The organism is Rhodococcus sp. NPDC058639 (assembly GCF_042717545.1).
GTDB lineage: Bacteria > Actinomycetota > Actinomycetes > Mycobacteriales > Mycobacteriaceae > Rhodococcus.
In genome coordinates this window covers 65,035-89,324 of the sequence record NZ_JBHXRF010000002.1, presented here as the reverse complement: position 1 = coordinate 89,324, position 24,290 = coordinate 65,035, and the positions used below count along the sequence as shown (strand labels likewise).

The following is a 24,290-nucleotide window of genomic DNA, read 5'->3' as shown; positions in this document are numbered from 1 at the left end:
GCCTGACCGTCGAAAATCCAGACGAAAAAGGGCGCCGGCTCCGGGGTTCGTCCCCGGGTCCGGCGCCCTCTTCTCTGCTCTACAGCCAGGTGTCTTCCGACGCGGTGGTGAGAAACGCTTCGAGATCATCACGCCACGGCGCGGGCACCGTCTTGTCGGGCTCGATGCCGGTGTACTGACCGCGGTAGAAGAGCAACGGACGCTCCGCCTCGTCGCGCACCTCACTGAGCGACGCGACCCGGCCGAACACCACCCAGTGGTCGCCGCCGTCGTGAACGGTCTCGACGGTGCAATCGATGTGAGCGAGCGAACCGGTCAGGATCGGCGAACCCAACTCCGAAGGGCTCCAGTCGATTCCCGCGAACTTGTCGGGTTCGCGAGAGCCGAAACGCGCACACGTCTCCTGCTGTTCCTCGGCGAGCACGTTGACACAGAAGCGACCCGACTGCTCGATCGCTCCCCACGAGCGGGATTGCTTGGTGGGACAGAACAACACGAGCGGCGGGTCGAGCGACAACGCTGCGAACGACTGGCACGCGAAGCCGATGGGCTCATCGCCGTCCATGGTCGTGATGATGGTGACTCCGGTGCAGAACTGACCGAGAACGGTACGGAACGACTTGGGATCGATCGCACCGCCGGCATCGCCGACCGGCACTGTCACGGCTGCATCCCCACCGAGAAATCGTGACCCCAGAGGCTCACCGCGGTGGATTCACGAGCGATCCAGCCCTCATCCTCGACCTGCAGTCCCTCACAGCCGAATTCGACGTCGAAACCGCCGGGCGTCTTCATGTAGAACGACAGCATCTTGTCGTTGACGTGCCGGCCGAGCGTTGCCGACATCTTGACGTTCTTGCGCAGTGCGCGATCGAGTGCGAGTCCGACGTCGTCGGAGTTCTCCACCTCGAGCATGAGGTGGACGATGCCGCTCGGGGTCGGCATCGGCATGAAGGCGAGGCTGTGGTGGCGCGGGTTGCACCCGAAGAACCGGAGCCACGCCGGATCGCCGTCCGCGGGCCGGCCCACGATCTGCGGGGGCAGGCGCATGGAGTCGCGGAGACGGAATCCGAGCACATCGCGGTAGAAGCGCAGTGATTCCTCGTCGTCGCGGGTGGAGAGCACCACGTGACCGAGACCCTGTTCGCCGGTGACGAACCGGTGCCCGTACGGGCTGACGATTCGGCGGTGTTCGAGCGCCGCACCGTGGAACACCTCGAGGGTGTTGTCCGACGGATCCTGGAAGGTGATCAGTTCGACCACACGGCGATCCGCGAGTTGTTCGGCGGTACCTTCCTTGAACGGCACGCCCGCAGCCGAGAGGTTGTCGCGAACCTCCTGAAGTTCGGCAGCGTTCGCGCTCTCCCACCCGGAGACGAGAAGTTGATCGGACTCGTGGGGCTCGATGACCAGACGCGCGGGGAAATCGTCCATCCTCAGATAGAGCGCGTCGGAGACCGACCCCTTGCCCTCGATCATGCCGAGGACCTTGAGTCCGTACTCGCGCCACGCGCCCATATCGGTCGCACCGATGCGAAGGTATGCCAGGGATCGGATACTCATGAGTTGTCTCCGTCCGTCAGAAAGTCCACGGTCAGCTTGTTGAATTCGTCGAACTTCTCGAGTTGCGCCCAGTGCCCGCAACCGCCGAACACGTGCAGTTGCGCGCGGGGAATCATCTTCAGTGCGACCAGCGCACCGTCGAGCGGGTTGACCCGGTCTTCCCGGCCCCAGATGAGAAGGACGCGCTGCCGCAGCCTGTAGGCGTCGCGCCACAGCATGCCCTTCTCGAACTCTCCGCTGGAGAAGGATTTGCCCATGGCTTTGGCAGCGGCCAGCGATTCCGGTGTACTCGCGGCGGCGAACCGCTCCTCGACGAGTTCCGGTGTGATCAGCGACTGGTCGAACACCATGATCCGCAGGAACGCCTCGAGGTTCTCGCGGGTGGGCTGGTAGCTGAATTTGCCGAGGTTCTTCACGCCCTCGGTGGGATCGGGTGCGAACAGATTCACGCTCAGACCCCCGGGGCCCATCAGCACGAGCCGTCCGGCGCGATCGGGATAGTCGAGTGCGAACCGCACCGCCGCGCCCCCGCCGAGCGAATTGCCCAGCAGGTGTACTCGATCGGTGATGCCGAGGGTGTCGAGCAGATCAGCCAGCGCCGACGCGCTGTGCACGAAGTACTGCGGATGCTCGGTCGGCTTGTCCGAACGTCCGTAACCCGGCTGGTCGACGGCGATCACGTGGAATCGTCGCGCGAGCACCGGAATGTTCTTGGCGAAGTTCGACCACGAGGACGCGCCCGGACCGCCACCGTGCAGCAACACGATCGTGGTGTCGTGACCGACGCCCGCCTCGTGATAGTGCAGGCGCAGATCGTCGCGGACCTGCGCGAAACGGGAGGTTGACTCGTAGGTGAGCTCTTCTGTTGCAGTCACAGGCGTTCCTAGACCATCGTGTCGGTGAGCGGGAGACCGAACTCGGCGGCGCCGAACATCACGTACGCGCGCTCTGCGTCGTTGGCGGCGTGCACCCGGCCGGCGTGTGCGTCGCGCCAGAAGCGCTGAATCGGTGTCCCGTTGGCGAGCGCGGTGGCGCCGGAGTTCTCGAAGAGCCGGTCGATCGAGGCGATGGCACGGCCGGTCGCGCGGACCTGGTCGCGGCGTGCCCGCAGGCGGATCTCCATCGGAACGTCTTCACCCCGCAGGAGGCACGCGTATTCGTCCGCGACGTTGCCCGAGAGTTGGCGCCACGCAGCATCGATGTCGCTCGACGCCTCGGCGATACGGATCTTCGCGAACGGGTCGTCCTTCGCCTTTTCGCCCGCGTAAGCGGCGCGGACACGCTTGCCCTGGTGCTCGACGTGCGCGTCGTACGCTCCGTACGCCATGCCGACGATCGGCGCCGAAATGGTGGTGGGATGAATTGTGCCCCAAGGCATCTTGTAGACGGGAGCCGTATTCTGCTCGAGGCCGGGTGAGGCGAGCTCGTTCATCGCCCTGAAGCTCAGAAATCGATGGCGGGGCACCACAACGTCTTTGACGACGATGGTGTTCGAACCGGTGCCACGCAGGCCCACCACGTTCCAGACGTCGTCGATCTCGTACTCGGATCGCGGGATCAGGAAGCTGCCGAAGTCGACGGGACGCCCGTCCTTGATCACGGGACCGCCGACGACCACCCAGCTCGCGTGGTCGCAGCCGGACGACCAGGCCCACGCACCGTTGACCTTGTAACCACCGTCGACCACTTCACCCGCGCCCATCGGGGCGTAGGACGAGGAGATCCGGACGTCGGGATCGTCGCCCCACACCTCTTCCTGCGCCTCCTGGCCGAACAACGCGAGGTGCCAGTTGTGCACGCCGATGATGCCGGAAACCCACCCGGTGGAACCGCACGCACTCGCGATGTTGCGTACCGCGGTGTAGAAGGTCACGGGGTCTGCCTCGTACCCACCCCACTGTGCCGGTTGCAGCAACCGGAAGAAACCGGCTTCCTGAAGTGCCTTGACCGAATCATCCGGGACGCGGCGCAGATCCTCGGCCTCCTGCGCGCGTTCGCGCAGGGTGGGCAGCAGTGCGTCGATCCGCTGCAGTACCTCGTGACTGTCGTGGTCACCCACTGGACGCTCCCGTCTGTTCAGGAATTGATCGCTTGCACCAAGACTAGAACATGTTCCTATTCGTGTCGAGGATCGCGAGATCAGCGCATACACCCCTGAACAGTTAGGACCAAAGTCCCGGTTCACTTCCCCTCGAGGACAGAATTCTATAACGTGTTCTAACAGGAGATTGCGGAAGGAAGGGAGCTGACATGGCGCAGATTCGCGAGATCGACATCGGAGAAGCCCGGACACGGTTCGCCCGAGGCTGGCATTGCCTCGGGCTCAGCAGGACGTTCGCCGACGGGCGTCCCCACGCCGTCGAAGCCTTCGGCACCAAATTGGTGGTCTGGGCCGACAGCAAGGGCGAACTGAATGTGCTCGACGGCTACTGCCGACACATGGGCGGTGACCTCACCCAGGGCGAGATCAAGGGCGACTCGGTGGCGTGCCCGTTCCACGACTGGCGCTGGGGTGGCAACGGCAAGTGCACCGAGATCCCGTATTCGCGCCGAGTTCCCCCGCTGGCCCGCACCCGCGCCTGGACCACGATGGTCAAGCACGGCCAGTTGTTCGTGTGGAACGACCCCGAGGGCAATCCGCCGCCGGCCGAGGTCACGATTCCTGACATCGAGCATCACGGCACGGGCGAGTGGACGGACTGGACGTGGAACCAGATCCTGATCGAAGGCGCCAATTGCCGGGAGATCATCGACAACGTCGTGGATATGGCGCACTTCTACTACATCCACTTCGCGTTCCCGACCTTCTTCAAGAACGTGTTCGAAGGTCATATCGCGGAGCAGTACCTCAACACGCGCGGCCGGCCCGACAAGGGGATGTCGACGCAGTACGGGCTCGAATCGACGCTCGAGTCGTACGCCGCGTACTACGGGCCGTCCTACATGATCAACCCGATGACCAACAGCTACGGCGGATACAACGTCGAGTCGGTACTGATCAACTGCCACTACCCCGTGACGCACGACTCGTTCATGCTGCAGTACGGCATCATCGTGAAGAAGCCGACCGGGATGTCCGACGAGCAGTCGGACAAGCTGGCGGCGAAGTTCACCGAGGGGATCGGTGAGGGTTTCCTCCAGGACGTCGAGATCTGGAAGAACAAGACCAAGATCGAGAACCCCCTGCTGTGCGACGAGGACGGCCCGGTCTACCAGCTCCGCCGCTGGTACGAGCAGTTCTACGTCGACGTCGCCGATGTCACCGAGAAGATGACGGGCCGTTTCGAATTCGAGGTCGACACCGCCAAGGCCAACGAGTCCTGGGAAAAAGAGGTCGCCGAGAATCTGGCACGCAAGGCGGCAGAAGAGAAGTCCGGCAAGCAGGAAGCCGAGGTCTGACGATGAGTTCCTCGACCCGGCAGAGAAGATGGGCGAAGTCACCGGATTTCGCCGATCGGCCCGATCGGGTCGAGGCCATCGCCACCCAGACCGCAATCGACAAGATCAACTATCTCGACTCGGGTCAGCACGAGGTGAGATGTCGCCAGTGCGGCACGTGCGTGCTGGTGCGTAAGAACAGCTACAAGCACACCAGCGTGCAGTGGCAGGAGAATCCCGACGCGGTGTGCCCCACCTTCCGCGACTCCGGCGTGGTCCCCGGTGCGTCGATCAGCCCCCGCGAAGGGTGCCCGCAGTTGCAGGCTTCCATCGACCAGGCCGTGCTCGATGGAACCATCGCCGTTCCCGACGCGTCGTAGAGGGGCGTCATTCTCGCGCGACGGGCACGCACTCGTCGAGCAGGGCCATGATGTCGCGCCCGAGTTCCAGCACAATCGCGCCGCCGGTGCCGTAGCCGACCGCCGCGATCCGCTCCGGATCGGTCCGCGGCTCCGCCCGCACCACATCCAGTGCCGCCCTGCCCATGGCCGGCATCCGGCCCGGGTCCGCGAGCAAAGGTGTCAGGTACGCGAGCATCTCCGCGGGGTCGTCGAACCAGCGCCCACCGTTGTGTTCGAAAGCGAAAGCGACGTAGCCGAGTTCGGCGAGAGCGTGGCCCGCTGCCGCTGGAAGTCGTTCAGCCCCGGCCCTTCCGGTCCGATCAGGACCGCAGGCCGGCGGTCGGCACCGGTCGGCAGAGCCAGGTGTCCGACCATCATCAGGCCATCCGCCGGATACTCGACCGTACGCGTGGCGATCGTCATGAATCGGACTGGAGCGATCACCTGGCCCGGTTGGGCTTTATTCGGCCCGGGTAACGACAAGTGCCCGTCGCCGTCCCCTGCCCGGATCTTGTCATGGGGCACAACCGAACGCCCACATCCCCGGCGAAAGAGTTCGCCGGGGATGTGTCGGGATATCACTCCACAGTGGCCGTTCGGAACAGTGGACGGGGCCGAACACGTCGTTCGGTCCCCCACCGGCCTACTGGCTGGGCTCGGGCAGTCCCTCGCACTGGACCTGCGGGTTCACACCCGCATAGTTCAGCGGACCTGCTATGACGGTGGTTGCCACCGTGGCCACGCTGCTGCAGTTCTGCGGGGAATCCTCGAAGTAGCCTCGCTGCCACCCAGCGACGGCCCCGATCACCAGCCAGACCAGCACCAAGAGAGTCAACAAACGCACGGTTCCCACCTCGCAGTCGATGATGTGTCCGAGGGTTCGGACGGCTGCGGATACCCATCTCGGAACCGAACAAACCCACCTATATCCACCAAGCGGGCAATCCGGTCATACGACGCCATTCGGTAATGCCCCGTTTCCCACCGGCTCGAGACGGTCCGCTGCACTTCGGCTCGACGCGCGGTACTGGAACGCGTTCCCGTCGACGTTCTCTGTACCGACAGTGGGTTGTACAGAAAAGATGGACTCCGCACCCCCTCGTTCTATAACGTGTTCTACATGAGCAATCAGGAGTACGACATCGTCGTCGTCGGCAGTGGCGCCGGCGGAATGACCGCCGCGATCACCGCTGCCCGCAAGGGGTCGAGTGTCGTCCTGATCGAGAAGGCATCCCGGTACGGCGGATCGAGCGCCCGCTCCGGTGGCGGCGTGTGGATCCCCAACAACGACGCCCTCGTGGCCGCCGGGGTGCAGGACACTCCCGAGGCCGCTCGCACGTACCTCCACAGCATCATCGGGGATGTCGTGCCCGCCGAGAAGATCGATACCTACATCGATCGCGGGCCCGAGATGCTCTCGTTCGTGCAGAAACACAGTGCGCTCGAATTACAATGGGTTCCAGGGTATTCCGATTACTATCCGGAGGCGCCCGGCGGCCGGGCAGGGGGCCGCTCCGTGGAGCCGACGCCGTTCGACGGCCGCCGCCTCGGCGACGATCTCGCATTGCTCGAACCTGACTACGCGCGTGCCCCGAAGAACTTCGTCATCACCCAGGCCGATTACAAATGGCTGAACCTGCTGGTGCGCAACCCCCGCGGGCCCCTCCGTGCCGTTCGGGTCGGAGCGCGATTCGTGTGGGCCAACATCACCAAGAAGCACCTCCTGGTGCGCGGCCAGGCGCTGATGGCCGGCCTGCGCATCGGCCTGCGAGACGCCGGCGTCCCGTTGCTCCTCGATACCGCGCTGACCGATCTGCTCGTCGAGGACGGCGTCGTGCGCGGGGTGACCGTCGACTCGCACGGCGAGCAGCGGATCATCCGAGCCCGCAAGGGCGTGATCCTCGCCAGCGGCGGGTTCGAGCACAACGAGGAGATGCGCAAGAAGTACCAGCGCGCGCCGATCGGCACCGAATGGACGGTGGGAGCCAAGGCCAACACCGGCGATGGAATCCTGGCGGGCCAAAAACTCGGGGCTGCAGTGGACTTCATGGACGACGCGTGGTGGGGTCCGTCCTTCCCGCTCACCGGCGGTCCGTGGTTCGCGCTGTCGGAACGAAGCCTGCCCGGCTGCATGATGGTCAACAGTGCCGGAAAACGATTCGTGAACGAGTCCGCGCCCTACGTCGAGGCCACACACGCGATGTACGGCGGAAAGCACGGCCGTGGGGACGGGCCCGGGGAGAATATTCCGAGTTGGCTCATCCTCGATCAGCGCTACCGTGATCGGTACACCTTCGCCGGCATCACCCCGCGAACACCCTTTCCCGGCCGCTGGGAGAAGGCCGGGGTGCTCGTCAAGGCCGGCTCGATCAGCGAACTCGCCGAGAAGATCGGGGTCCCTGCCGCAGCGCTCACCGACACCGTCGAACGGTTCAACGGTTTCGCGCGCGCCGGCAAAGACGAGGACTTCGGCCGCGGCGAGTCGGAATACGACCACTATTACGGCGATCCCCGCAACAAGCCCAACCCGAGCCTCGGTGTCGTCGACAAGGCGCCGTTCTACGCGTTCAAGGTCGTGCCCGGCGATCTCGGCACCAAAGGCGGCCTCGTCACCGACGTCCACGCACGGGTACTGCGCGAGGACGGCACCGCGATCGAAGGGCTCTACGCGACGGGCAACGTCGGTTCACCCGTCATGGGACACACGTACGCCGGACCGGGCGCGACGATCGGCCCCGCGATGACCTTCGGGTACCTGGCAGTTCTCGACATCCTCGATTCCGGTCACGGTGACCCCGTCGACGACGAACTGACCGAACCCGCCGAAAGCCGCTGACCGATACCGGCCACCGCGCCGCCGTTTTCGCGAAAGGACAACATCGCGTGCCCATCGACCCCGCCGTCGCTCTCGGCGCCGAGTTGCCCGCCCAGGAATTCTCCTGGTCGAGCAGCGACATTCAGCTCTACAACCTCGGACTCGGTGCCGGATCCCGGCCTACCGACGCCGGCGAACTGCTTTATCTCCGGGACCGCGCACCGCAGGCGCTGCCCACCTTCGCGACGGTCGCGGCCACGTTCCACCAGATCGAGCCGCCGAAGGTGTCCTTCCCCGGAATCGAAATCGATCTCGCCAAGGTCGTGCACGGCAGTCAGGAAGTGGTCGTGCACGCGCCCATCCCGCCGTCGGGCAAGGGCCGCACCGTCACCCGCATCTCCGAGGTGTGGGACAAGGGCAAGGCCGCCGTGATCGTGCAGGAATCCACCACCGAAGACCTCGACGGTAATCCTCTGTGGACGGCCCGGTCGTCGATCTTTGCGCGCGGTGAAGGTGGATTCGGCGGAGAACGTGGCCCGTCCGAGTCGGTGGAGCTTCCCGACCGGGAACCGGATGCCGAAATCGATGTCCCGACTCTTCCGCAACAGGCGCTTCTGTACCGATTGTGCGGGGACCGCAATCCCCTGCATTCCGATCCCGAGTTCGCGGCGGCGGCAGGCTTCCCCGCCCCGATCCTGCACGGACTGTGCACCTACGGAATCGTGTGCAAAGCCGTCACCGACGCGCTCCTCGATGCGGATGCCGCCCGAGTCGCCGGTTTCCGGGCACGGTTCGCCGGTGTGGTGTTCCCCGGGGAAACCCTCCGTGTACGGATCTGGGACGAGGGCTCCCGCAAGCTTGTGACCGCCTCGGTGGTCGAACGTGACCTCGCGCCGGCACTGGCCGATGTCGTCCTGACCGTGTCGTGACAACACCACCCTGGGGAAAGTAAACACACACATGGCAATTCGAGATTCGTCGCCGTCCCTGTCTCGGCGTGGCTTCCTTGCTGTGGGCGCCGGAACCCTCGCGGCCACCGCACTGGGCGGCTGGACACCCGCCCACGCAGTCCCTTCCGGTTCGGCAGCGAGCACCCTTCCGACACCGCCGACCTTTCCCGAGGGCATCGCCCTGTACCAGCAGGCGTACCAGAACTGGTCCAAGGAGATCATGCTGGACGCAATCTGGACCTGTGCGCCGAGAACGCCGGATGATGTTGTGCGTCTGGTCAATTGGGGTCACCAGCACGGCTACACGATCCGGCCGCGGGGCGCGATGCACGGCTGGACGCCGCTGACGGTCGTCAACGGCGCACCCATCGACCGGGTGATCCTCGCCGATACCATCGCCCACCTCGACTGGGTGGACGTCGATCCCGGAAGCTCTCCCCCCACGGTAACGGCGGGTCCCGGCGCCACACTCGACGCCATCACCACCGCACTTCAACAGCACGGCCTCGGCTGGGCGAACCTCCCCGCACCCGGAGTTCTCACGATCGCCGGTTCGCTCGCCGTCAACGCACACGGAGCTGCGCTGCCTGCCGACGGTGAATCCACCGAGCCCGGACACACCTTCGGGTCGTTGAGCAATCTCGTCACCGAGCTCACCGCCGTCGTATGGGACGGAAGCGCGTATTCGTTGCGCACGTTCACCCGCGCCGATCCCGATATCTCGCCGCTGCTGTGCCATCTGGGCCGGACATTCGTCACCTCCGTCACTCTGCAGGCCGGACCGAACTACCGCATGCGCTGTCAGAGCTTCACCGACATCCCATGGGACGAGTTGTTCTCTCTCCCCGGCGCCCAGGGCCGGACCTTCGAGTCGTTCGTCAGCAGTACCGGGCGCGCCGAGGCGATCTGGTATCCCTTCACCGACAAGCCGTGGCTGAAAGTCTGGTCTCTCGCACCCGAGAAGCCCGTCTCGTCCCGAGAAGTACACGGGCCGTACAACTATCCGTTCTCCGACAACGTCCCGGAGCCGATCACCGATCTGCTGGGCGGGTTGACGGCGGGCAACACCGCGATCGCCCCGGCGTTCGGGCAGACCTATTACGGTGTGACGGTTGCGGGACTGGCAGCCACCGCGTCGTCCGACATCTGGGGATGGTCGAAGGACCTGCAGTTCTACATCAAGGCGACGACACTGCGTCTCACCGAGGGCGGCGGCGCCGTACTCACCGATCGCGCCAATATCGCCACCGTCATTCACGACTTCACGCACTGGTTCCAGGAGCGGATCGAGCACTACCGCGCGCTCGGGCAGTACCCGCTCAACGGGCCCGTCGAGATCCGCTGTTGCGGTCTGGACCGGCCGGAAGATGTTCTCGTGCCCTCTGCCGGGTCGCCGACGCTCGCGTCGACGCGTCCTCGGCCCGACCACCCGGAGTGGGACACGGCCATCTGGCTCAATGTGCTGGGCGTACCCGGAACCCCCGGCATGTTCGCGTTCTACCGTGAAATGGAACAGTGGATGAGACAGCGGTACAACGGCGAAGATTCGACGTTCCGGCCGGAATGGTCGAAAGGGTGGGCATTCGGCCCGGACCTGCCGTACACCGATGCGTCTATCATCACGCAGAGCCTGCCCGACACCTATCGCGAAGGCGTTCCGTCCGAGGACAATTGGGATTCGGCGCGTGCGGTGTTCAACCGGCTGGATCCTCATCGCGTGTTCAGCAACAGTTTCATCGACACGTTGCTCCCCTGACCGGTCTCGTCAGCTTTGCTAATGTTCTGCCCCATGCGGAATCTGCGACGGTGGGCTGGTGCGGTAGCGGTACCGATCTTGGTGCTGGGAGGAGGGGCGACGCTCGCCGGAACGGCGTCGGCGATGCCCGACACCGGTTCGGTCATCCTGCCCTCGGGTGAGGACACCGCCGTAACCTTCGACGCCGACGGCAGCACGTTCCACGGCAGTCTCCGACTCCCGAACGGTGCCACCACCGGTGCTGCGCTGTTGCTGCCCGGTAGCGGTCCGACCGATCGCAACGGCAATCAGCCGGGGGTTGCGTCCTCCGACGTGCTGCTGAGGGTGGCCGATTCGCTTGCAGCACAGGGGATCGCCAGCCTTCGTTTCGACAAGATCGGGGCAGGCGACACAGGACTCGGAAAGTTCACGGCGGATACCGTCGGCGAGTACGGCTTCGTCGAGCAGGTCGATCACGCCGCGGCCGCAGCCGACCTGCTCGCCACGCGGACCGGAATCTCCACGTCGGACGTCCTCGTTCTCGGGCACAGCGAAGGCGGCCTGACCGCACTCGCTCTCGCCGACAGGGGAATCGGTGACGGGTTCGGGCTTCTCCAGCCCCTCCCGATGCGCTACCTCGACCTGCTGTCGGCACAGCTCATGGCCGTGGCAGAGTCCGGGCAGCTGAGCCCGGACCAGGCCGAGGCGGTGCGAACCGACGTGCCGCGGACCGTGGAATCGCTGCGCACCACGGGTACCGTCCCTGCGGACCAGCATCCTCTGGTCGCGCAACTCGGTTTGAACGAGGCCAACGCCAAGTTCCTCGCCGAGGCGGACCGGCTCGATCCGCCCGCGCTGGCCGCAGACCTGGCGGCGGATACACCGGTGCTACTCACCTGCTCGGACAAGGATCTCAATATCAGCTGCGCACAGGTCGACCCGCTGCGACGGGCTCTCGAGCACACCGACTTGCAGTTCGAGCACTTCGCCACCGCGAACCACAGCCTCGAAGAACTCGGCCCGGTGCCTCCGAGCCCCGCCGACGTGGTGGCATTGTTCCCCGTCTCGGCGGAGTTCGCGGTGGCGATCAACGACTGGGCAACTCGGCAAGCACGCTGATCCCGCCACCACGAGCGTCCACCGGGAAGCCGCGGTCCACCGGAAAACTCAGCGGCTGACCGCTTTCTGATACCTGTAGATCGCGAACGGTACGAACACGATCAGTATCAACGCGGTCCACAGGAGCGACGCGATAATCGGATGCTGCAGCGGCCACACGTCCGGCGGCGGAACCATCGGGTTGGTGTTCCCGAACAGATTTCGCACAGCCTGCGTCAGTGCCGACAGTGGATTCCATTCGGCGATCGTGCGGAGCACCGGGGGCATGGACGACGGATCGACGAAGGTGTTCGCGACGAACGACAGCGGGAAGATCACCATGAAGCTCGCATTGTTGAACACCTCGGGCGTCCGGACCCACATTCCGACCACGGCCATCACCCACGACAACGCGTAGGCGAACAGCAGCAACAGCAGGTAACCCGCTACGGCCTCCCCGAACGACGAGTGGATCCTCCACCCCACCACCAGACCGGTCAGCGACATCACGACCAGACTGACCACGTTGATGAGCACGTCCGTGGTCGTCCGTCCGATCAGGACGGCCGACGGTGCCATCGGCAGCGACCGGAACCGGTCGATGATGCCTTTCTGCAGGTCTTCGACCATTCCCAATCCGGTCCAGGTGGACCCGAAGATCACCGTCTGAGTGAAAATGCCGGCGATGAGGAATTCGCGATACGACATTCCGGGAATGTCGATCGCGCTACCGAACACGTAGGCGAACAGCAGGACGAACATGATCGGCGAAAGCATCGTGAACACGATGAGGTCGGGCACGCGCTTGATCTTGATCATGTTGCGCTTGGCTATGGTGAGGCCGTCCGATGTGACCAGCTGTACCGAATTCACTGCGCCGCCTCCTCTGTCTTCTCTGCCTCGTGGCCCGTCAGGGTGAGGAACACGTCGTCGAGTGTCGGCTTTCGCAGTGCCACATCGGTCACGCGAACGCCCGCCACCGCGAGCTTCCCCAGCGCCGCGACGAGGGCTTCGGCGCCTGCCCCGCCCCCCGCGCCACTCAGGGGGACGGTGAGCTTTCCGGTTCCCGAATCGAGCTGGATCTCGCCCGACGCGACCGAGGCGAGTTCGCGGCATGCGACTTGCTGGTCTCGGGAATCGGGCACACCGATTTCGATGCGTTCACCGCCCACCAGGCTCTTGAGTTCGTCGGCATTCCCGCGCGCGATGACCTTGCCGCGGTCGATCACCGCGATGTCGTCGGCGAGGCGCTCGGCTTCGTCCATGTACTGGGTGGTGAGCAGGAGCGTGGTGCCACGCGCCACCAGAGTGTCGATGACCTCCCACAACCCGAGCCGCGCCCGCGGGTCCAGGCCGGTGGTGGGCTCGTCGAGGAAGAGCACCGGCGGTTCGGCGACCAGCGCGCCTGCGAGATCGAGACGTCGGCGCATACCTCCCGAATAGCCCTTGACCGGGCGATCTCCTGCCTCTTCGAGATCGAACTGCGCGAGCAGTTCGCGCGCTCTGTCCCTGCTGTGTTTGACGCCTAGGTGGTAGAGCCTGCCGACCATTTCGAGGTTCTCGAAACCGGTGAGGTATTCGTCTACCGCCGCATACTGCCCCGACGCTCCGATGTGGGAGCGGAGTGCGCGGGCGTCGTTCACGACGTCGAAGCCCGCTACCCGCGCGCTACCGGCGTCGGGCACGATCAAAGTGGTCAGTACCCGGACCATCGTCGTCTTGCCCGCCCCGTTGGGACCGAGCAGCGCCGTGACCGTCCCTTCGGGCACCTGGAGATCGATTCCGTCGAGGGCTTTGACGTCTCCGTAAGTCTTGATCAGTCCTTCTGCGACTATGGCATCGGCCATGAGTCCTCCCTGACTGGTGGTTGCGTCGTCAGTCTGCACTACATGACCGACACGTTTCGACCGGTTTTTTCATCGCAGAAATCGCACACGTTCGGAATCGGCTGCTCCGGCAGTACCCCACGCATCGGCCGCACGAGGCGCCAACCCGGGCTTTTCCGGGTGAGGTATGCGTGGAATTCGAAGGTTGCGGCAAGGGTCAGCCGCACGAGCGAGAAGGCATCGCCCTGGCCCACGGCGGAGATTGCCGTCCGGCCCAGGCCAGCCCGAAATCCTTCGCGCGGAATGACATCGCGTGTTCTACTGAGCGCTCATTCCATAAGAAGGGGGCCTGTATGACCGTACGATTCCTCCGGCGCACCGCCGCTTCCGCTCTCGTTGCCGCAGGCATGTTCACCGGACTCGGGGTGGGCGCCGGAACCGCCGCTGCAGAGACTCCGATTCCGATGAACCGCTGCTGGGGCATCAGCCCCTACATCGTGGACCAGCCGTATGCGCCGGCACGGCTGTTCGGATGGCAGACCGAACCGGGAAGGATCGAACTGTCCCTACCCGACGTATCCAGCCTGTGGTTCTTCGCCGGTGGATATCGGTCCGACGTTCGCCTCGACTGGCACAACCGCAACACGGGTGCGCGCGGAACCGTCACCGACTCCGTCAACGTCGCCTACCCGGGCAGCGGAGTGGCGCGCTTCGACGTGCGCTCGGGCCCCGGCGACGTCGAATTCACCGTCAGCGCAGTGAACAGCATCCCGTTGTGGGCAATCCCGACCACGTCGTGCGGTGGCGTCGTCAACGTCTGGTAGTCGCACGCGCCAACCGGGACAGCTGTACCCAATCCAGAACCGGCCGGGGAATCCGCATCCCCGGCCGGTCGCGGGGCACGAGGACGCGTAACGCACCCGGGACGACCGTGCAGCGCACCGGCGACGGCATCCGCACAGACTCCCCGTCCACACCGACCGCGATGTCGTGTTCGTCCGAGAACACCACGACTTCCGCGGCCGTGCGCTGGACGAGACCCCTGGTCCGCGCCCGGCGGAGAACTCCGACGATCTGGCCGGCTCCGTGCATCGACAGAGCGATGACGCCGAGCCTGCCTCGATCGAGCCGAAGACGCCGACCCATCCCTACCAGATCGTCCGTGGTGTACGGATTGTTGCTCACGAGCAGCGCGCGTGGACCGTCGAGAACCGTGCCGTCGATACGTGCGCGCAATCCTGCGTGTGCGCTGGTGTCCAGCAGGTCGGGCAACAGGTCGAGAACGGTCTTCGCCTTGTCGTCGCGGTATTGAGGGCTTTCCACGATCTCGGCGTAGACCCCGAAGGACGCATTGTTGACGAAGGGCCGACCGTCGATGTTTCCGAGGTCGACGTGCAATTCGACACCGTCGCGCAGCGCCTCGAGACCGGCCACGGGGTCTTCCCTGTCCAGCCCGAGGTCGAGCGCGAAGTGGTTGCGCGTGCCGGCACTGATCACCAAGAACGGAATCCCATGCTCCGCAGCCACTCCCGCGACCAGTGCCTGAGTGCCGTCACCGCCGGCAACACCGAGCAGATCGGCTCCCCGCGCCACCGCCCGGCGCGCGAGCGCCTGGACATCGACGAATTCGGGCCCCTCGAGCATTACGACCTCGGCACCGAGTTCCTCGGCTCGTCGTCGCAGGTCGAAACGGACGACCTTGCCACCGCCGGAGTGCGGGTTCATCACGAGGAACGGCCGGTGCACAGTCTCCGCAGGGTATTCGGGCATCGTGGATTCGGAAGAACGGATCCGCAGCGCGGCGCGGGCAGATCCGAATGCCGCGATCACGAGAGCCGCCTCGAGCGGGATCACCCACAACTCGCGCTCTCGCACGATCACGACCAGCACGACGATCGGAGCACACAGCGCCGACACGAGCGCTGCAAGCCGGAGAAGACCACGCCACGTGAGAAACCCGTAGACGGCAACGACGGCCACCACCACGGCCGCGATGCTCGTCACCGTGAACAGCACTGCGCCGCGGAGGCCCGCAACCACGATCGGTACGACCAACGCCGCCGCGAGAAGAATCCAGGCGAGGCGTGCCCACCGCAGGGCGAACCCGTTGTGGGACTCGTCCACAGGTGCGGTCATCGTCGGGTTACGGGCGCGCGGGCGCGGTCACCGAGACGTGCGGCTAGACCGCCCGGACGGCCCTACGCATAGCTACGCGGATCCCAAGTGGAAACAGCCCAGATGACCACGACGTCGAGCGCGATGATGAGGATGGACCACCAGGGGTAATACGGCAGCCACAGGAAATTGACGATGATGGAAATCGCCGCGATGACAATGGCGGTCACGCGCGCCCAGGTGGCGCCGGTGAAGAGCGCCGCACCGATGAGGATCATCAACGCACCGACCACGATGTGGATCCAGCCCCAGGTCGTGACGTCGAATTCGTAGGTATACGCCACGCCGACGACGAATATTTCGTCCTCTGCCACCGCTGCGATGCCCTGCAACAGGGATACGACACCGAGGGTCGCGAGAATTATTGCGGCACCTACCGATGTGCCCGCCGCGATGCCTTGCTTCACACTGGGTTCGCGCCGAGTGGCGCGCACTTCTTCGGACATGGTCGTCCCTTTCGGAGGCGAGTGATAGTCGTAGTATGCGCGCGCCGACCACTCACGTCAGCAAGATCGAAGTTTCTCTCCGACACCCGTATCCGTGCCGATAAAATCTCGGGACCCGGTGTGCCCCGTCCGTTCCAGCCCGCGGACCGCGGAGAAGACACGACTTCGGTAGCGGCTCAGCGAGTGAGGACGAGACCGGACGTCGGCACACCCGTGCCCGCTGTGACGAGCACGTTCTCGACGTCGTCGACCTGATTGCACGACGTCCCACGGATCTGGCGGACCGCTTCTGCGATTCCGTTCATGCCGTGGATGTACGCCTCGCCGAGTTGCCCGCCGTGCGTGTTGATGGGCAGCCTGCCGCCGAGTTCGATCCCGTCGGCCACAAAGTTCTTCGCCTCGCCGCGGTCACAGAATCCCAGTTCCTCGAGCTGCATGAGCACGTACGGCGTGAAGTGGTCGTACAGGACCGCAGTCTGAATGTCCTTCGGGCCGAGGCCCGATTGTTCCCACAATTGGTTCCCGACGATGCCCATCTCCGGGAGACCTGTGAGCCCGTCGCGGTAATAGCTCGTCATGATGTACTGATCCGGTCCGCTGCCTTGCGCCGCCGCCGCGATCACCGCGGGGACCTGCTTCAGATCCTTCGCACGTTCGGGCGTGGTCACCACCAGCGCCACACCCCCGTCCGATTCCTGACAGCAATCGAGCAACCGCAACGGTTCTGCGATCCAGCGGGAGTTCTGGTGGTCGTCCAAGGTGATGGGTTTGCCGTGGAAAAACGCCTTCGGGTTGTTCGCCGCGTGGGCCCGGTCCGCGACAGCCACCGCTCCGAAGTCCGCACCGGTGGCACCCGAGACGTGCATGTACCGCTGCGCCACCATTGCCACGAACGATGCGGGTGTGCTCAGACCGTGCGGGTAGGAGAACGCGTTGTCGGTACCCGAGGCGTTCACCTGGGCGGCGAGAGTGCTGTTCACCTGCCCGTATCGCGCGCCGGAACGTTCGTTGAACGCGCGGTACGCGACCACCACGTCGGCCACGCCGGTCGCGACGGCCATCGCCGCCTGCTGCACGGTGGCGCACGCCGCGCCGCCGCCGTAATGGATGCGCGAGAAGAACTTCAGGTTCGGGATGCCCACCGCACGCGCAACCGCGACTTCGGTATTGGTGTCCATCGTGAACGAGACCAGGCCGTCCACGTCGGAGGGGGCAAGTCCGGCGTCGTCGAGCGCGTCCCGCACGGCTTCCGCCGCGAGTCGCAGTTCGCTCCGGCCCGAATCCTTCGAGAAGTCGGTGGCACCGATGCCCGCCACGACCGCCTTGCCCGACAAGCCGCTCATTCGGCATCTCCGATCACGAGGGTCGCCTTCGCGGTGATGTGGTCGCCCAGCGCATTACGCCCGATGATGTCGACGGTGACCAGACCGTCGTCGACGGCCGCCACCGTGCCGGCGAGAGTGAGGGTGTCGTACGCGTACCAGGGCACGCCGAGGCGCAGCGAAATGGATCGCACCACTGCACGAGGACCTGCCCAGTCCGTGACGTACCGCTGGACGAGGCCGGTGTCGGTGAGGATGTTGACGAAAATGTCCTTGGACCCGCGCTGCCGCGCCTTGTCGCGATCGTGGTGCACGTCCTGGAAGTCGCGGGTGGCCAACGCCGTCGAGACGACGAACGTCGGGTCGGCGTGGATCGACAAGGGCGGGAGCGCCTGTCCTGCCGTCACCGCATCGGTGCTCACGAATCCTCCTCGAGGGACTTCCAGGCGTACAGCGTCCACGGGGTTCCTCCGGTGTCGTCGTCGCCGGGGAAGTCGAGATACGTTGCCTCGACAGGCATCCCGATTCTCACGTCCGACGGATCGATTCCCCGGAGTTCTCCCAGCATGCGCACGCCCTCGTCGAGTTCCACGAGCGCGACGACGAACGGTACCTGCCGACCCGGAACTTTCGGTGCGTGGTGCACGACGAAACTGAACACCCTCCCCCGGCCCGACGAGACCACGTAGTCGGTCGTCTCGTCCTTGTCGAGCCACAGCGCCGGTACCGGCGGGTGCTGCAACGTGCCGTCGGGACGGCGCTGGATGCGCAACTCGTGGCCGGCGACGCCGTCCCAGAAGAACTGCGTGTCGCGCGACGCGGACGGCCGCATCATCCGTGACGGGTCCAGATCCTCGGGCACCGTGTCCTGCGGGGCAGGTTCGGCAGACTCGCTCGGCGGAGCGAATTTGAGGATGCGGAACAACATTTCGGCGACGACTTCGTCGCCGACCTTCCACACGTTGCGGGTGGTGAAGAACCACCCTTCCCCGAGACCGGTTTTCTTCGGACCCACCACATCCTCGAGCGTGGACTCGATCGTCACGTGCTCACCGTGGCGAAGGTAGCGGTGGTAGATCTGGTCGCAGTTGGTGGCGACCACCGACGTGTACCCCGCGTCGTCGAGGATCTGCGTCATCCGGCCGAGTGGATCGTCCTTCTCCCGCTCGGCACCGAGACCCCGCATCGTCCAGACCTGAGCCATGGCGGGCGGTGCGACCGGACCGCCGTGCCCGGCTGCCACCGCAGCGGTCTCGTCGGTGTAGATCGGGTTGTCGTCACCGATCGCTTCGAGCCAGTTCCGGATCATCGGGAGATTGACGGGATCGCGACCGAACCGGGGTGCGGACGGCCCGTCGTGGCGCACGCGTTCGGCGGCCGCAAGGATCTCGTCTGCCGTACTCTCCGCGCCGGCCGTCTGTGCGCCCGTCACCGCGGTACCCGGGGCATACCCAGACCAGCGGTGGCGATCAGTTCTCGCATCACCTCGTTGACCCCGCCCCCGAACGTGATCACCACGTTCCGCTTGGCCATCATGTCGAGCCAACGCAGCAGATCGGCCGTGTCGGTGTCGGCCGGGTCGCCGTGGCGTCCGACGACCTCCTCGGCAAGTCGGCAGACCCGCTGGATCCGTTCCGTGGCGAACACCTTGGTGGCCGACGCATCGGCGATGTCGACGGCGTCGTTCTCACTCGCCGCGACCTGCCAGTTGAGAAGTTCGTTGAGCCGATGTGTCGCATGGATCTCCCCGAGCGCGCGGCGCACGTCGGGTTCGCCCAGGAGGTTGTGCCGTTGCACCCAGTCGTGCAGATGTTCGTAGATGCCCGCGACCCGGCCCGCCGGTCCGAGCATCACGCGCTCATGGTTGAGCTGCGTGGTGATCAGCCGCCAGCCCTTGTTCTCCTCACCGACGAGCATGTTCGCCGGCACCCGCACATCGTTGTAGTAGGTGGCGTTGACGTGGTGCGCACCGTCGCACGTGATGATCGGCGTCCAGCTGAATCCCGGGTCGGTCGTGTCGACGATGAGAATCGAGATGCCCCGGTGCCGCGAGTCGGCGGAACCGGTGCGGACAGCGAGCCAGATGTAGTCGGCGTCGTGGCCCCCGGTGGTGAAGATCTTCTGCCCGTTGATCACGTACTCGTCGCCGTCGCGCACAGCGGTGGTGCGCAACGCCGCAAGGTCCGTCCCGGCTTCGGGCTCGGAGTAGCCGATGGCGAAATGGACCTCACCGGCGAGGATCGCGGGGAGGAATTTGCGCTTCTGCTCGTCGGTTCCGTAGACCTGCAGGGTCGGGCCGACGGTCTGCAACGTGACACCGGGCAGCGGCACGTCGGCACGCATGGCTTCGTTGGCGAAGATCTGCTGCTCGACGTCGCCGAAACCGTGGCCGCCGAATTCGACGGGCCATCCGACTCCCAGCCATCCGTCCTTGCCCATTCGGCGGACTACTTCGCGGTAGGTGGGACCGTGCCGCTCGGTGCGCATGATCGCGGCTTCGTCGGCGGAGACGAGATTCGAAAAGTAGCTGCGCAACTCGGCTTGCAGCGCACGCTGGTCGTCGGTCAGATCGATGAACACCGGGCCCCCACGAGGTCGAGTCGGTACGAAGCGCCGCCGAGCCACCGTGCAAGATCCTTGGCGGTCGACGAGTATCTGTGCAGCGGATAGGTCGCGTCCACCCCGATACCGCCGTGCAGGTGGTGCAACACCCTCATGGCGGGAGGAAGTTCCGCAGCGATCCAGTACGCGGTGACGTCGAGATCGTCGTCGGCGTCGAGACCTCCGGACACACGCCAGACCGAAGACAATGCGGCGACATGCAGGGTCCGGGCGGTGACATAGACGTCCGCGATCTGCTGGGCCACTGCCTGGAAGGTAGCGAGCGGCTTACCGAACTGGTGCCGCTCACTGACGTGGCGGGCGGTGAGATCGGTTGCTCCCGAAAGCAATCCGTCCGAGTAAGCGGCGATCGCGGCGATCGCGAGACGGTAGAGCGTGGCCACGGACTCCGCACCGTCGAGGCCGTCGCCGAGCAGGGTTCCCACCGCGCCGTCGAGCCGTATCGAGAACTCGGGGTCGCCGACCGCCGAGGGACTGTTACTCAGCGTGACGCCCTCGGCGTTCGGATCGACCGCGACGACGCCGGAGTCGGTCGGCACCAGGACGAACCGCGCGCGATCGGCGTAAGGCACGGCCACGAACGATCCGGTGACGGCGTGACCGCCGTCCGTCGCGGTGGCGGTGGCCCCGGGCCGGCCGGGGAACGGACGGCCCGGTTCGGCGAGCGCGGCGGAGAGGACCGCACCGCCGGGGACACCGTCGAGCAGGACGTCCTGCTGTGTCTCGGTGGCGAGAGCGAGAACGGGAAGTACCCCGAAGCCGATGGTCGGCAGCGCGGGGATCCGTGCCGCCGAACGTCCGACCTCGGTGAGCACGGTGGCGGCCTCGGCGACACCGAGCGCCGAACCTCCGAGTCGCTCGGGCAGGGCCAGCGACAGCAGGTCGGCCTCTCCCATGGCTCTCCACAGGACGTCGGCGCCCAGGTCGCGGGCGAGCAGGTCGGCCGCGACGCCGGCAACGTCCTCCTGCGTCTCGTCACGTGCGAAGTCCACCGTTACCACCTTCGTGCTAGAACGTGTTCCAGTTGTAGCACTTGGTGGTGTCCCGCGGGAAGCACCCCCTACTCCCGAGGAAGTCCGAGAAGTCGCTCCGCTGCGACCGTGAGGAGAATCTGCTCGGTACCACCGGCAATCGTCAGGCACCGGGTGTTGAGGAATTCGCGGGTGAGCGGACCTTCCACCCAGCCCGCCTCGCCGGCGAGATCCATGGCGAGTTCGGCGGTGTCCTGTCGCTGACGTACGCCGACGAGTTTGCGCACGCTCGAGGCAGCACCGGGGTCTTGCCCGCCCAGTTGGGCGAGCGTGGTGCGTAGATCGAGCAGCGAACCGGCCGTCGCCTCCCCGATCTGTACGGCGATCCGGTCGTCGGCGACGGCGTCACCCGGTGTGGACAGTTCCAGAAGTTCCTCGATCGCCGCACCGAACGACGATTTGCCCCCCATCGCCACGCGTTCGTTCGCGAGCGTGGTGCGGGCGAGTTTCCACCCGCCGCCGAGCGGACCGACGACGCAGTCGTCCGGAACGAACACCGAATCGAGGAACACTTCGTTGAACAGCGCGTCGCCGGTGATCTCCCGCAGCGGCGATACCGCTATCCCCTCCGATTTCATGTCGACGAGGAAATAGGTGATGCCCTTGTGCTTGGGTGCCTCGCGGTCGGTTCGCGCCAGGCAGATCGCCCAATCCGCTTCGTGCGCGAGCGAGGTCCACACCTTCTGCCCACGCAGGATCCACCCTCCGTCCACCTTCTCCGCAGTGGTCCGGAGCGCGGCGAGATCGGAACCGGCACCGGGCTCCGAGAACAACTGGCACCACACGATGTCGCCACGCAGCGTCGGCATCGCGAATCGTTCTCGCTGCGCCGGGGTTCCGTGCTCCAGGATCGTCGGCACAGCCCACGACCCGATCACCAGATCGGGCCTGTCGACACCGGCCTCGGCGAGTTCCTGCTGGATGAGGATCTGCTCGGCCGGGCCTGCCCCGCGCCCGTACGGGGGTGGCCAGTGCGGCGCGAGATAGCCGGATTCGGCCAGCGCGGCACGGCGCTGCTCCTCGGGTTGCGCTGCGATGGAAGCGATGTCGTGCCGGATACGCTCGCGATCGCTCTCGTGCTCGGACAGATCGATACCGAGGTGCCGGCGGGCGCCGCCGCGCGCGAGTTCGGTGACGCGGGCGCGCCACTCCGTGGAACCGCCCAGCAACTGACGGGTGGCGACGGCACGGCGCAGGTAGTAATGGGCGTCGTGCTCCCACGTGAAGCCGATGCCGCCGAGCACCTGGATCGCATCCTTCGCGGTCTGCACGGCAGCGTCGAGTGCCACGGCAGCCGCAACGGCCACCGACACGGGAAGCTCGTCCGGATCGGTATCGATCGCGCGTGCCGCATCCCAGGCCACGGCCCGAATCTTCTCGGTGCGGCACAGCATTTCGGCGCACAGATGTTTGACAGCCTGGAACGCGCCGATGGGTTTGCCGAACTGTTCGCGGATCTTCGCGTACTCGACCGCGGTCGTCAGTGCCCAGCCGGCGATGCCGGCGAGTTCGGCCGCTGCCAGCCCCGCAGTGAGGTCCCGCACGAATCCGCTGGGGACCTCGACGACACGGTCGGCCGTCACGGCGACACCGTCCAGGCGCACCCGGGCGAGAGCCCGCGACTTGTCGAGCGTGTCGAGCGGCTCGAGACGCACACCGGCAGCGTCAGCGTCGACGAGTGCCCAGCGTTCTCGATCCCCGGCGAGTCGCACGAGCACCGCGACGCCCGGCTCGGCAGCGATGGCGGGACCCGCGTCACCGGTGAGGACGAACCCCTCGGTCGCCGGTTCCGCCCGCACCTCGGAGTCCAGTGCAAGGGCGGCCGGAAGGGCGCCCTCGACGAGTTGTGCGGTCGTCTTGGCCGTCGTGTCGCCGCCGCGGCCGAACACGATCGCCACCGCAGCGGTGGTCAGCACCGGACCCGCGGCCAGTTCGTGTGCGGCCTGCTCGAGCATGACCGCGAGATCGACGGTGGTCGCCCCGAACCCTCCCGATGCCTCCGGAACAGCAACACCGAACAGTCCCAATTCCGCGAGAGACGACCACCCGTCACGCCACGCCCCGTCAGTCCCCCGACGTATGGTTGCCAGTGGAACCGTGGCTCGTGACCAGGCATGAACGGATGCCTGAACGGCCCGCTGTTCTTCGGTGGTGGCGATACTCACAGCGGGTTTCCGCCTTTCGGAATGACATGGTTACCTAGAACGTGTTCTAATATGACACCGGTTCAGAGTCAAGGCGTGAGGAAACGAAGTTATGGCCACCCCGTCCCGCTCACGTTCCAACGGCACCGGAACGTTGACCGCCCTCACCGAGGACGATCTCAGTTCCAATGCCCAGAAGGAACGTCGCAAGCGGATACTCGACGCCACCCTCGCGTTGGCGTCGAAGGGCGGATACGAAGCCGTCCAGATGCGCGCCGTCGCCGAACGGGCCGACGTCGCCGTGGGCACGCTCTACCGGTACTTCCCGTCCAAGGTCCACCTGCTGGTCTCGGCCCTCGGGCGTGAATTCGCCCGGATCGAGAGCAAGGGAAAGATCCCGCCGGGGCACAGCCCGCTGGAACGGATGCACCTCATCCTCAGTCTCATCACCAAGGCGATGCAGCGCGATCCACTGCTCACCGAGGCCATGACGCGCGCTTTCATGTTCGCCGACGCATCCGCCGCCGCCGAGGTCGACCAGGTCGGCAAGCTCATGGACCGGTTGTTCGCCAAGGCCATGAACGACGGCGAGCCCGACGAAGAGGAACTCGCGATCGCCCGCGTCATCAGCGACGTGTGGCTGTCCAACCTCGTCGCATGGCTGACCCGCCGGTCGTCCGCTACGGACGTCGCACGACGCCTGGAACTGACGGTCGACCTGCTGCTCGGTGAGGGTGCACGTCCGTCGTCCGCCACTGCCGGCGCCTGATGTAACGGGAAACAC

24 protein-coding genes are annotated in these 24,290 nt (G+C 65.7%); 8 read left to right on the top strand and 16 right to left on the bottom strand.

Annotated features, from left to right (window positions below; all coding sequences use genetic code 11):
* Nucleotides 1-79 precede the first annotated feature (79 nt).
* Genes hsaB through hsaA form a run of 4 tightly spaced genes read right to left on the bottom strand, consistent with a single transcriptional unit; the run spans nucleotide 80 to nucleotide 3,622 of the window.
* Nucleotides 80-664 carry a 3-hydroxy-9,10-secoandrosta-1,3,5(10)-triene-9,17-dione monooxygenase reductase subunit gene (gene hsaB / locus ACFWU2_RS03385; protein WP_378600734.1) on the bottom strand — a complete coding sequence of 195 codons (585 nt, stop codon included), beginning with the start codon at nucleotides 662-664 and terminating at the stop codon, nucleotides 80-82.
* Nucleotides 661-1,563 (bottom strand): iron-dependent extradiol dioxygenase HsaC, encoded by a 903-nt coding sequence (gene hsaC, locus ACFWU2_RS03380; RefSeq protein ID WP_378600731.1) that lies wholly within the window; start codon nucleotides 1,561-1,563, stop codon nucleotides 661-663. Before hsaC ends, hsaB begins: the two co-directional genes overlap by 4 nt.
* Nucleotides 1,560-2,438: a 4,5:9,10-diseco-3-hydroxy-5,9,17-trioxoandrosta-1(10),2-diene-4-oate hydrolase gene (gene hsaD / locus ACFWU2_RS03375; RefSeq protein WP_378600724.1), complete on the bottom strand. Its 879-nt coding sequence runs from the start codon at nucleotides 2,436-2,438 to the stop codon at nucleotides 1,560-1,562. The genes hsaC and hsaD overlap by 4 nt, the downstream gene beginning before the upstream one ends.
* A gap of 8 nt (nucleotides 2,439-2,446) precedes the next feature.
* The gene (hsaA, locus tag ACFWU2_RS03370) at nucleotides 2,447-3,622 is read right to left on the bottom strand and encodes a 3-hydroxy-9,10-secoandrosta-1,3,5(10)-triene-9,17-dione monooxygenase oxygenase subunit (RefSeq protein ID WP_169622736.1); all 1,176 of its coding nucleotides are present in this window, start codon (nucleotides 3,620-3,622) and stop codon (nucleotides 2,447-2,449) included.
* 191 nt (nucleotides 3,623-3,813) lie between these two features.
* On the opposite strand from hsaA, the gene ACFWU2_RS03365 reads away from it, so the two are divergent.
* Together ACFWU2_RS03365 and ACFWU2_RS03360 are read left to right on the top strand one after the other, a co-directional pair.
* Nucleotides 3,814-4,962, top strand: a complete 1,149-nt coding sequence (locus ACFWU2_RS03365; protein ID WP_378600679.1) for a Rieske 2Fe-2S domain-containing protein — start codon at nucleotides 3,814-3,816, stop codon at nucleotides 4,960-4,962.
* 2 nt (nucleotides 4,963-4,964) lie between these two features.
* Nucleotides 4,965-5,321, top strand: coding sequence for a hypothetical protein (locus ACFWU2_RS03360; RefSeq protein ID WP_378600676.1), 357 nt, complete (start codon nucleotides 4,965-4,967; stop codon nucleotides 5,319-5,321).
* 7 nt (nucleotides 5,322-5,328) lie between these two features.
* Here ACFWU2_RS03360 and ACFWU2_RS03355 read toward each other — a convergent pair whose 3' ends face one another.
* Both ACFWU2_RS03355 and ACFWU2_RS03350 read right to left on the bottom strand, forming a co-directional pair.
* The gene (locus ACFWU2_RS03355; protein WP_378602274.1) at nucleotides 5,329-5,769 is read right to left on the bottom strand and encodes a dienelactone hydrolase family protein; all 441 of its coding nucleotides are present in this window, start codon (nucleotides 5,767-5,769) and stop codon (nucleotides 5,329-5,331) included.
* A gap of 216 nt (nucleotides 5,770-5,985) precedes the next feature.
* The gene (locus ACFWU2_RS03350) at nucleotides 5,986-6,186 is read right to left on the bottom strand and encodes a hypothetical protein (RefSeq protein ID WP_378600674.1); all 201 of its coding nucleotides are present in this window, start codon (nucleotides 6,184-6,186) and stop codon (nucleotides 5,986-5,988) included.
* A gap of 276 nt (nucleotides 6,187-6,462) precedes the next feature.
* Between ACFWU2_RS03350 and kstD the strand changes: the two genes are divergently transcribed.
* Genes kstD through ACFWU2_RS03330 form a run of 4 tightly spaced genes read left to right on the top strand, consistent with a single transcriptional unit; the run spans nucleotide 6,463 to nucleotide 11,961 of the window.
* Entirely contained in the window at nucleotides 6,463-8,178 is a 1,716-nt protein-coding gene (gene kstD, locus ACFWU2_RS03345) for a 3-oxosteroid 1-dehydrogenase (protein WP_378600671.1), read from the top strand.
* Nucleotides 8,179-8,225: 47 nt separating this feature from the next.
* Nucleotides 8,226-9,086 carry a MaoC/PaaZ C-terminal domain-containing protein gene (locus ACFWU2_RS03340; RefSeq protein WP_378600664.1) on the top strand — a complete coding sequence of 287 codons (861 nt, stop codon included), beginning with the start codon at nucleotides 8,226-8,228 and terminating at the stop codon, nucleotides 9,084-9,086.
* Nucleotides 9,087-9,117: 31 nt separating this feature from the next.
* On the top strand, nucleotides 9,118-10,863 hold the full coding sequence (locus ACFWU2_RS03335; protein WP_378600661.1) for a cholesterol oxidase substrate-binding domain-containing protein: 1,746 nt from the start codon (nucleotides 9,118-9,120) through the stop codon (nucleotides 10,861-10,863).
* A gap of 33 nt (nucleotides 10,864-10,896) precedes the next feature.
* Nucleotides 10,897-11,961, top strand: coding sequence for an alpha/beta hydrolase (locus ACFWU2_RS03330; protein ID WP_378600658.1), 1,065 nt, complete (start codon nucleotides 10,897-10,899; stop codon nucleotides 11,959-11,961).
* Between the two features lie 48 nt (nucleotides 11,962-12,009).
* On the opposite strand, the gene ACFWU2_RS03325 is transcribed toward ACFWU2_RS03330, so the two are convergent.
* Both ACFWU2_RS03325 and ACFWU2_RS03320 read right to left on the bottom strand, forming a co-directional pair.
* On the bottom strand, nucleotides 12,010-12,813 hold the full coding sequence (locus ACFWU2_RS03325; protein WP_378600655.1) for an ABC transporter permease: 804 nt from the start codon (nucleotides 12,811-12,813) through the stop codon (nucleotides 12,010-12,012).
* A complete protein-coding gene (locus tag ACFWU2_RS03320) occupies nucleotides 12,810-13,787 on the bottom strand; it encodes an ATP-binding cassette domain-containing protein (RefSeq protein ID WP_378600652.1) in 978 nt (325 codons plus the stop codon). Before ACFWU2_RS03320 ends, ACFWU2_RS03325 begins: the two co-directional genes overlap by 4 nt.
* A 332-nt stretch (nucleotides 13,788-14,119) precedes the next feature.
* Here ACFWU2_RS03320 and ACFWU2_RS03315 point away from each other — a divergent pair, with 332 nt between their 5' ends.
* Nucleotides 14,120-14,590 (top strand): hypothetical protein, encoded by a 471-nt coding sequence (locus tag ACFWU2_RS03315; RefSeq protein WP_378600649.1) that lies wholly within the window; start codon nucleotides 14,120-14,122, stop codon nucleotides 14,588-14,590.
* Here the strand turns inward: ACFWU2_RS03315 and ACFWU2_RS03310 are convergent.
* From ACFWU2_RS03310 to ACFWU2_RS03275, 8 genes are all read right to left on the bottom strand, one after another.
* Nucleotides 14,577-15,902 carry a diacylglycerol/lipid kinase family protein gene (locus ACFWU2_RS03310; RefSeq protein WP_378600646.1) on the bottom strand — a complete coding sequence of 442 codons (1,326 nt, stop codon included), beginning with the start codon at nucleotides 15,900-15,902 and terminating at the stop codon, nucleotides 14,577-14,579. The genes ACFWU2_RS03315 and ACFWU2_RS03310 overlap by 14 nt on opposite strands.
* 62 nt (nucleotides 15,903-15,964) lie before the next feature.
* Nucleotides 15,965-16,387 carry a hypothetical protein gene (locus ACFWU2_RS03305; protein ID WP_378600595.1) on the bottom strand — a complete coding sequence of 141 codons (423 nt, stop codon included), beginning with the start codon at nucleotides 16,385-16,387 and terminating at the stop codon, nucleotides 15,965-15,967.
* A 176-nt stretch (nucleotides 16,388-16,563) separates the two neighbouring features.
* Nucleotides 16,564-17,730: a lipid-transfer protein gene (locus ACFWU2_RS03300; protein ID WP_378600592.1), complete on the bottom strand. Its 1,167-nt coding sequence runs from the start codon at nucleotides 17,728-17,730 to the stop codon at nucleotides 16,564-16,566.
* On the bottom strand, nucleotides 17,727-18,131 hold the full coding sequence (locus ACFWU2_RS03295) for a MaoC family dehydratase (RefSeq protein ID WP_378600589.1): 405 nt from the start codon (nucleotides 18,129-18,131) through the stop codon (nucleotides 17,727-17,729). The genes ACFWU2_RS03300 and ACFWU2_RS03295 overlap by 4 nt, the downstream gene beginning before the upstream one ends.
* Nucleotides 18,128-19,141 (bottom strand): bifunctional MaoC family dehydratase N-terminal/OB-fold nucleic acid binding domain-containing protein, encoded by a 1,014-nt coding sequence (locus ACFWU2_RS03290; protein WP_378600582.1) that lies wholly within the window; start codon nucleotides 19,139-19,141, stop codon nucleotides 18,128-18,130. The genes ACFWU2_RS03295 and ACFWU2_RS03290 overlap by 4 nt, the downstream gene beginning before the upstream one ends.
* A complete protein-coding gene (locus ACFWU2_RS03285) occupies nucleotides 19,138-20,289 on the bottom strand; it encodes an acyl-CoA dehydrogenase family protein (RefSeq protein WP_378600579.1) in 1,152 nt (383 codons plus the stop codon). The genes ACFWU2_RS03290 and ACFWU2_RS03285 overlap by 4 nt, the downstream gene beginning before the upstream one ends.
* Nucleotides 20,274-21,323 carry an acyl-CoA dehydrogenase family protein gene (locus ACFWU2_RS03280; RefSeq protein WP_378600576.1) on the bottom strand — a complete coding sequence of 350 codons (1,050 nt, stop codon included), beginning with the start codon at nucleotides 21,321-21,323 and terminating at the stop codon, nucleotides 20,274-20,276. The genes ACFWU2_RS03285 and ACFWU2_RS03280 overlap by 16 nt, the downstream gene beginning before the upstream one ends.
* Before the next feature lie 68 nt (nucleotides 21,324-21,391).
* Nucleotides 21,392-23,527 carry an acyl-CoA dehydrogenase gene (locus ACFWU2_RS03275; RefSeq protein WP_378600573.1) on the bottom strand — a complete coding sequence of 712 codons (2,136 nt, stop codon included), beginning with the start codon at nucleotides 23,525-23,527 and terminating at the stop codon, nucleotides 21,392-21,394.
* Between the two features lie 91 nt (nucleotides 23,528-23,618).
* Between ACFWU2_RS03275 and kstR the strand changes: the two genes are divergently transcribed.
* Nucleotides 23,619-24,275 (top strand): cholesterol catabolism transcriptional regulator KstR, encoded by a 657-nt coding sequence (gene kstR, locus ACFWU2_RS03270; protein ID WP_169622756.1) that lies wholly within the window; start codon nucleotides 23,619-23,621, stop codon nucleotides 24,273-24,275.
* The last annotated feature ends 15 nt before the right edge of the window (nucleotides 24,276-24,290 follow it).

Excerpts from the sequence above, each read along its gene's own strand:
- hsaC (WP_378600731.1), bottom strand. The coding sequence starts at position 1,563 with ATGAGTATCCGATCCCTGGCATACCTTCGCATCGGTGCGACCGATATG.
- ACFWU2_RS03365 (WP_378600679.1), top strand. The coding sequence starts at position 3,814 with ATGGCGCAGATTCGCGAGATCGACATCGGAGAAGCCCGGACACGGTTC.
- ACFWU2_RS03360 (WP_378600676.1), top strand. The coding sequence starts at position 4,965 with ATGAGTTCCTCGACCCGGCAGAGAAGATGGGCGAAGTCACCGGATTTC.
- kstD (WP_378600671.1), top strand. The coding sequence starts at position 6,463 with ATGAGCAATCAGGAGTACGACATCGTCGTCGTCGGCAGTGGCGCCGGC.
- ACFWU2_RS03335 (WP_378600661.1), top strand. The coding sequence starts at position 9,118 with ATGGCAATTCGAGATTCGTCGCCGTCCCTGTCTCGGCGTGGCTTCCTT.
- ACFWU2_RS03330 (WP_378600658.1), top strand. The coding sequence starts at position 10,897 with ATGCGGAATCTGCGACGGTGGGCTGGTGCGGTAGCGGTACCGATCTTG.
- ACFWU2_RS03320 (WP_378600652.1), bottom strand. The coding sequence starts at position 13,787 with ATGGCCGATGCCATAGTCGCAGAAGGACTGATCAAGACTTACGGAGAC.
- ACFWU2_RS03315 (WP_378600649.1), top strand. The coding sequence starts at position 14,120 with ATGACCGTACGATTCCTCCGGCGCACCGCCGCTTCCGCTCTCGTTGCC.
- ACFWU2_RS03310 (WP_378600646.1), bottom strand. The coding sequence starts at position 15,902 with ATGACCGCACCTGTGGACGAGTCCCACAACGGGTTCGCCCTGCGGTGG.
- ACFWU2_RS03305 (WP_378600595.1), bottom strand. The coding sequence starts at position 16,387 with ATGTCCGAAGAAGTGCGCGCCACTCGGCGCGAACCCAGTGTGAAGCAA.
- ACFWU2_RS03300 (WP_378600592.1), bottom strand. The coding sequence starts at position 17,730 with ATGAGCGGCTTGTCGGGCAAGGCGGTCGTGGCGGGCATCGGTGCCACC.
- kstR (WP_169622756.1), top strand. The coding sequence starts at position 23,619 with ATGGCCACCCCGTCCCGCTCACGTTCCAACGGCACCGGAACGTTGACC.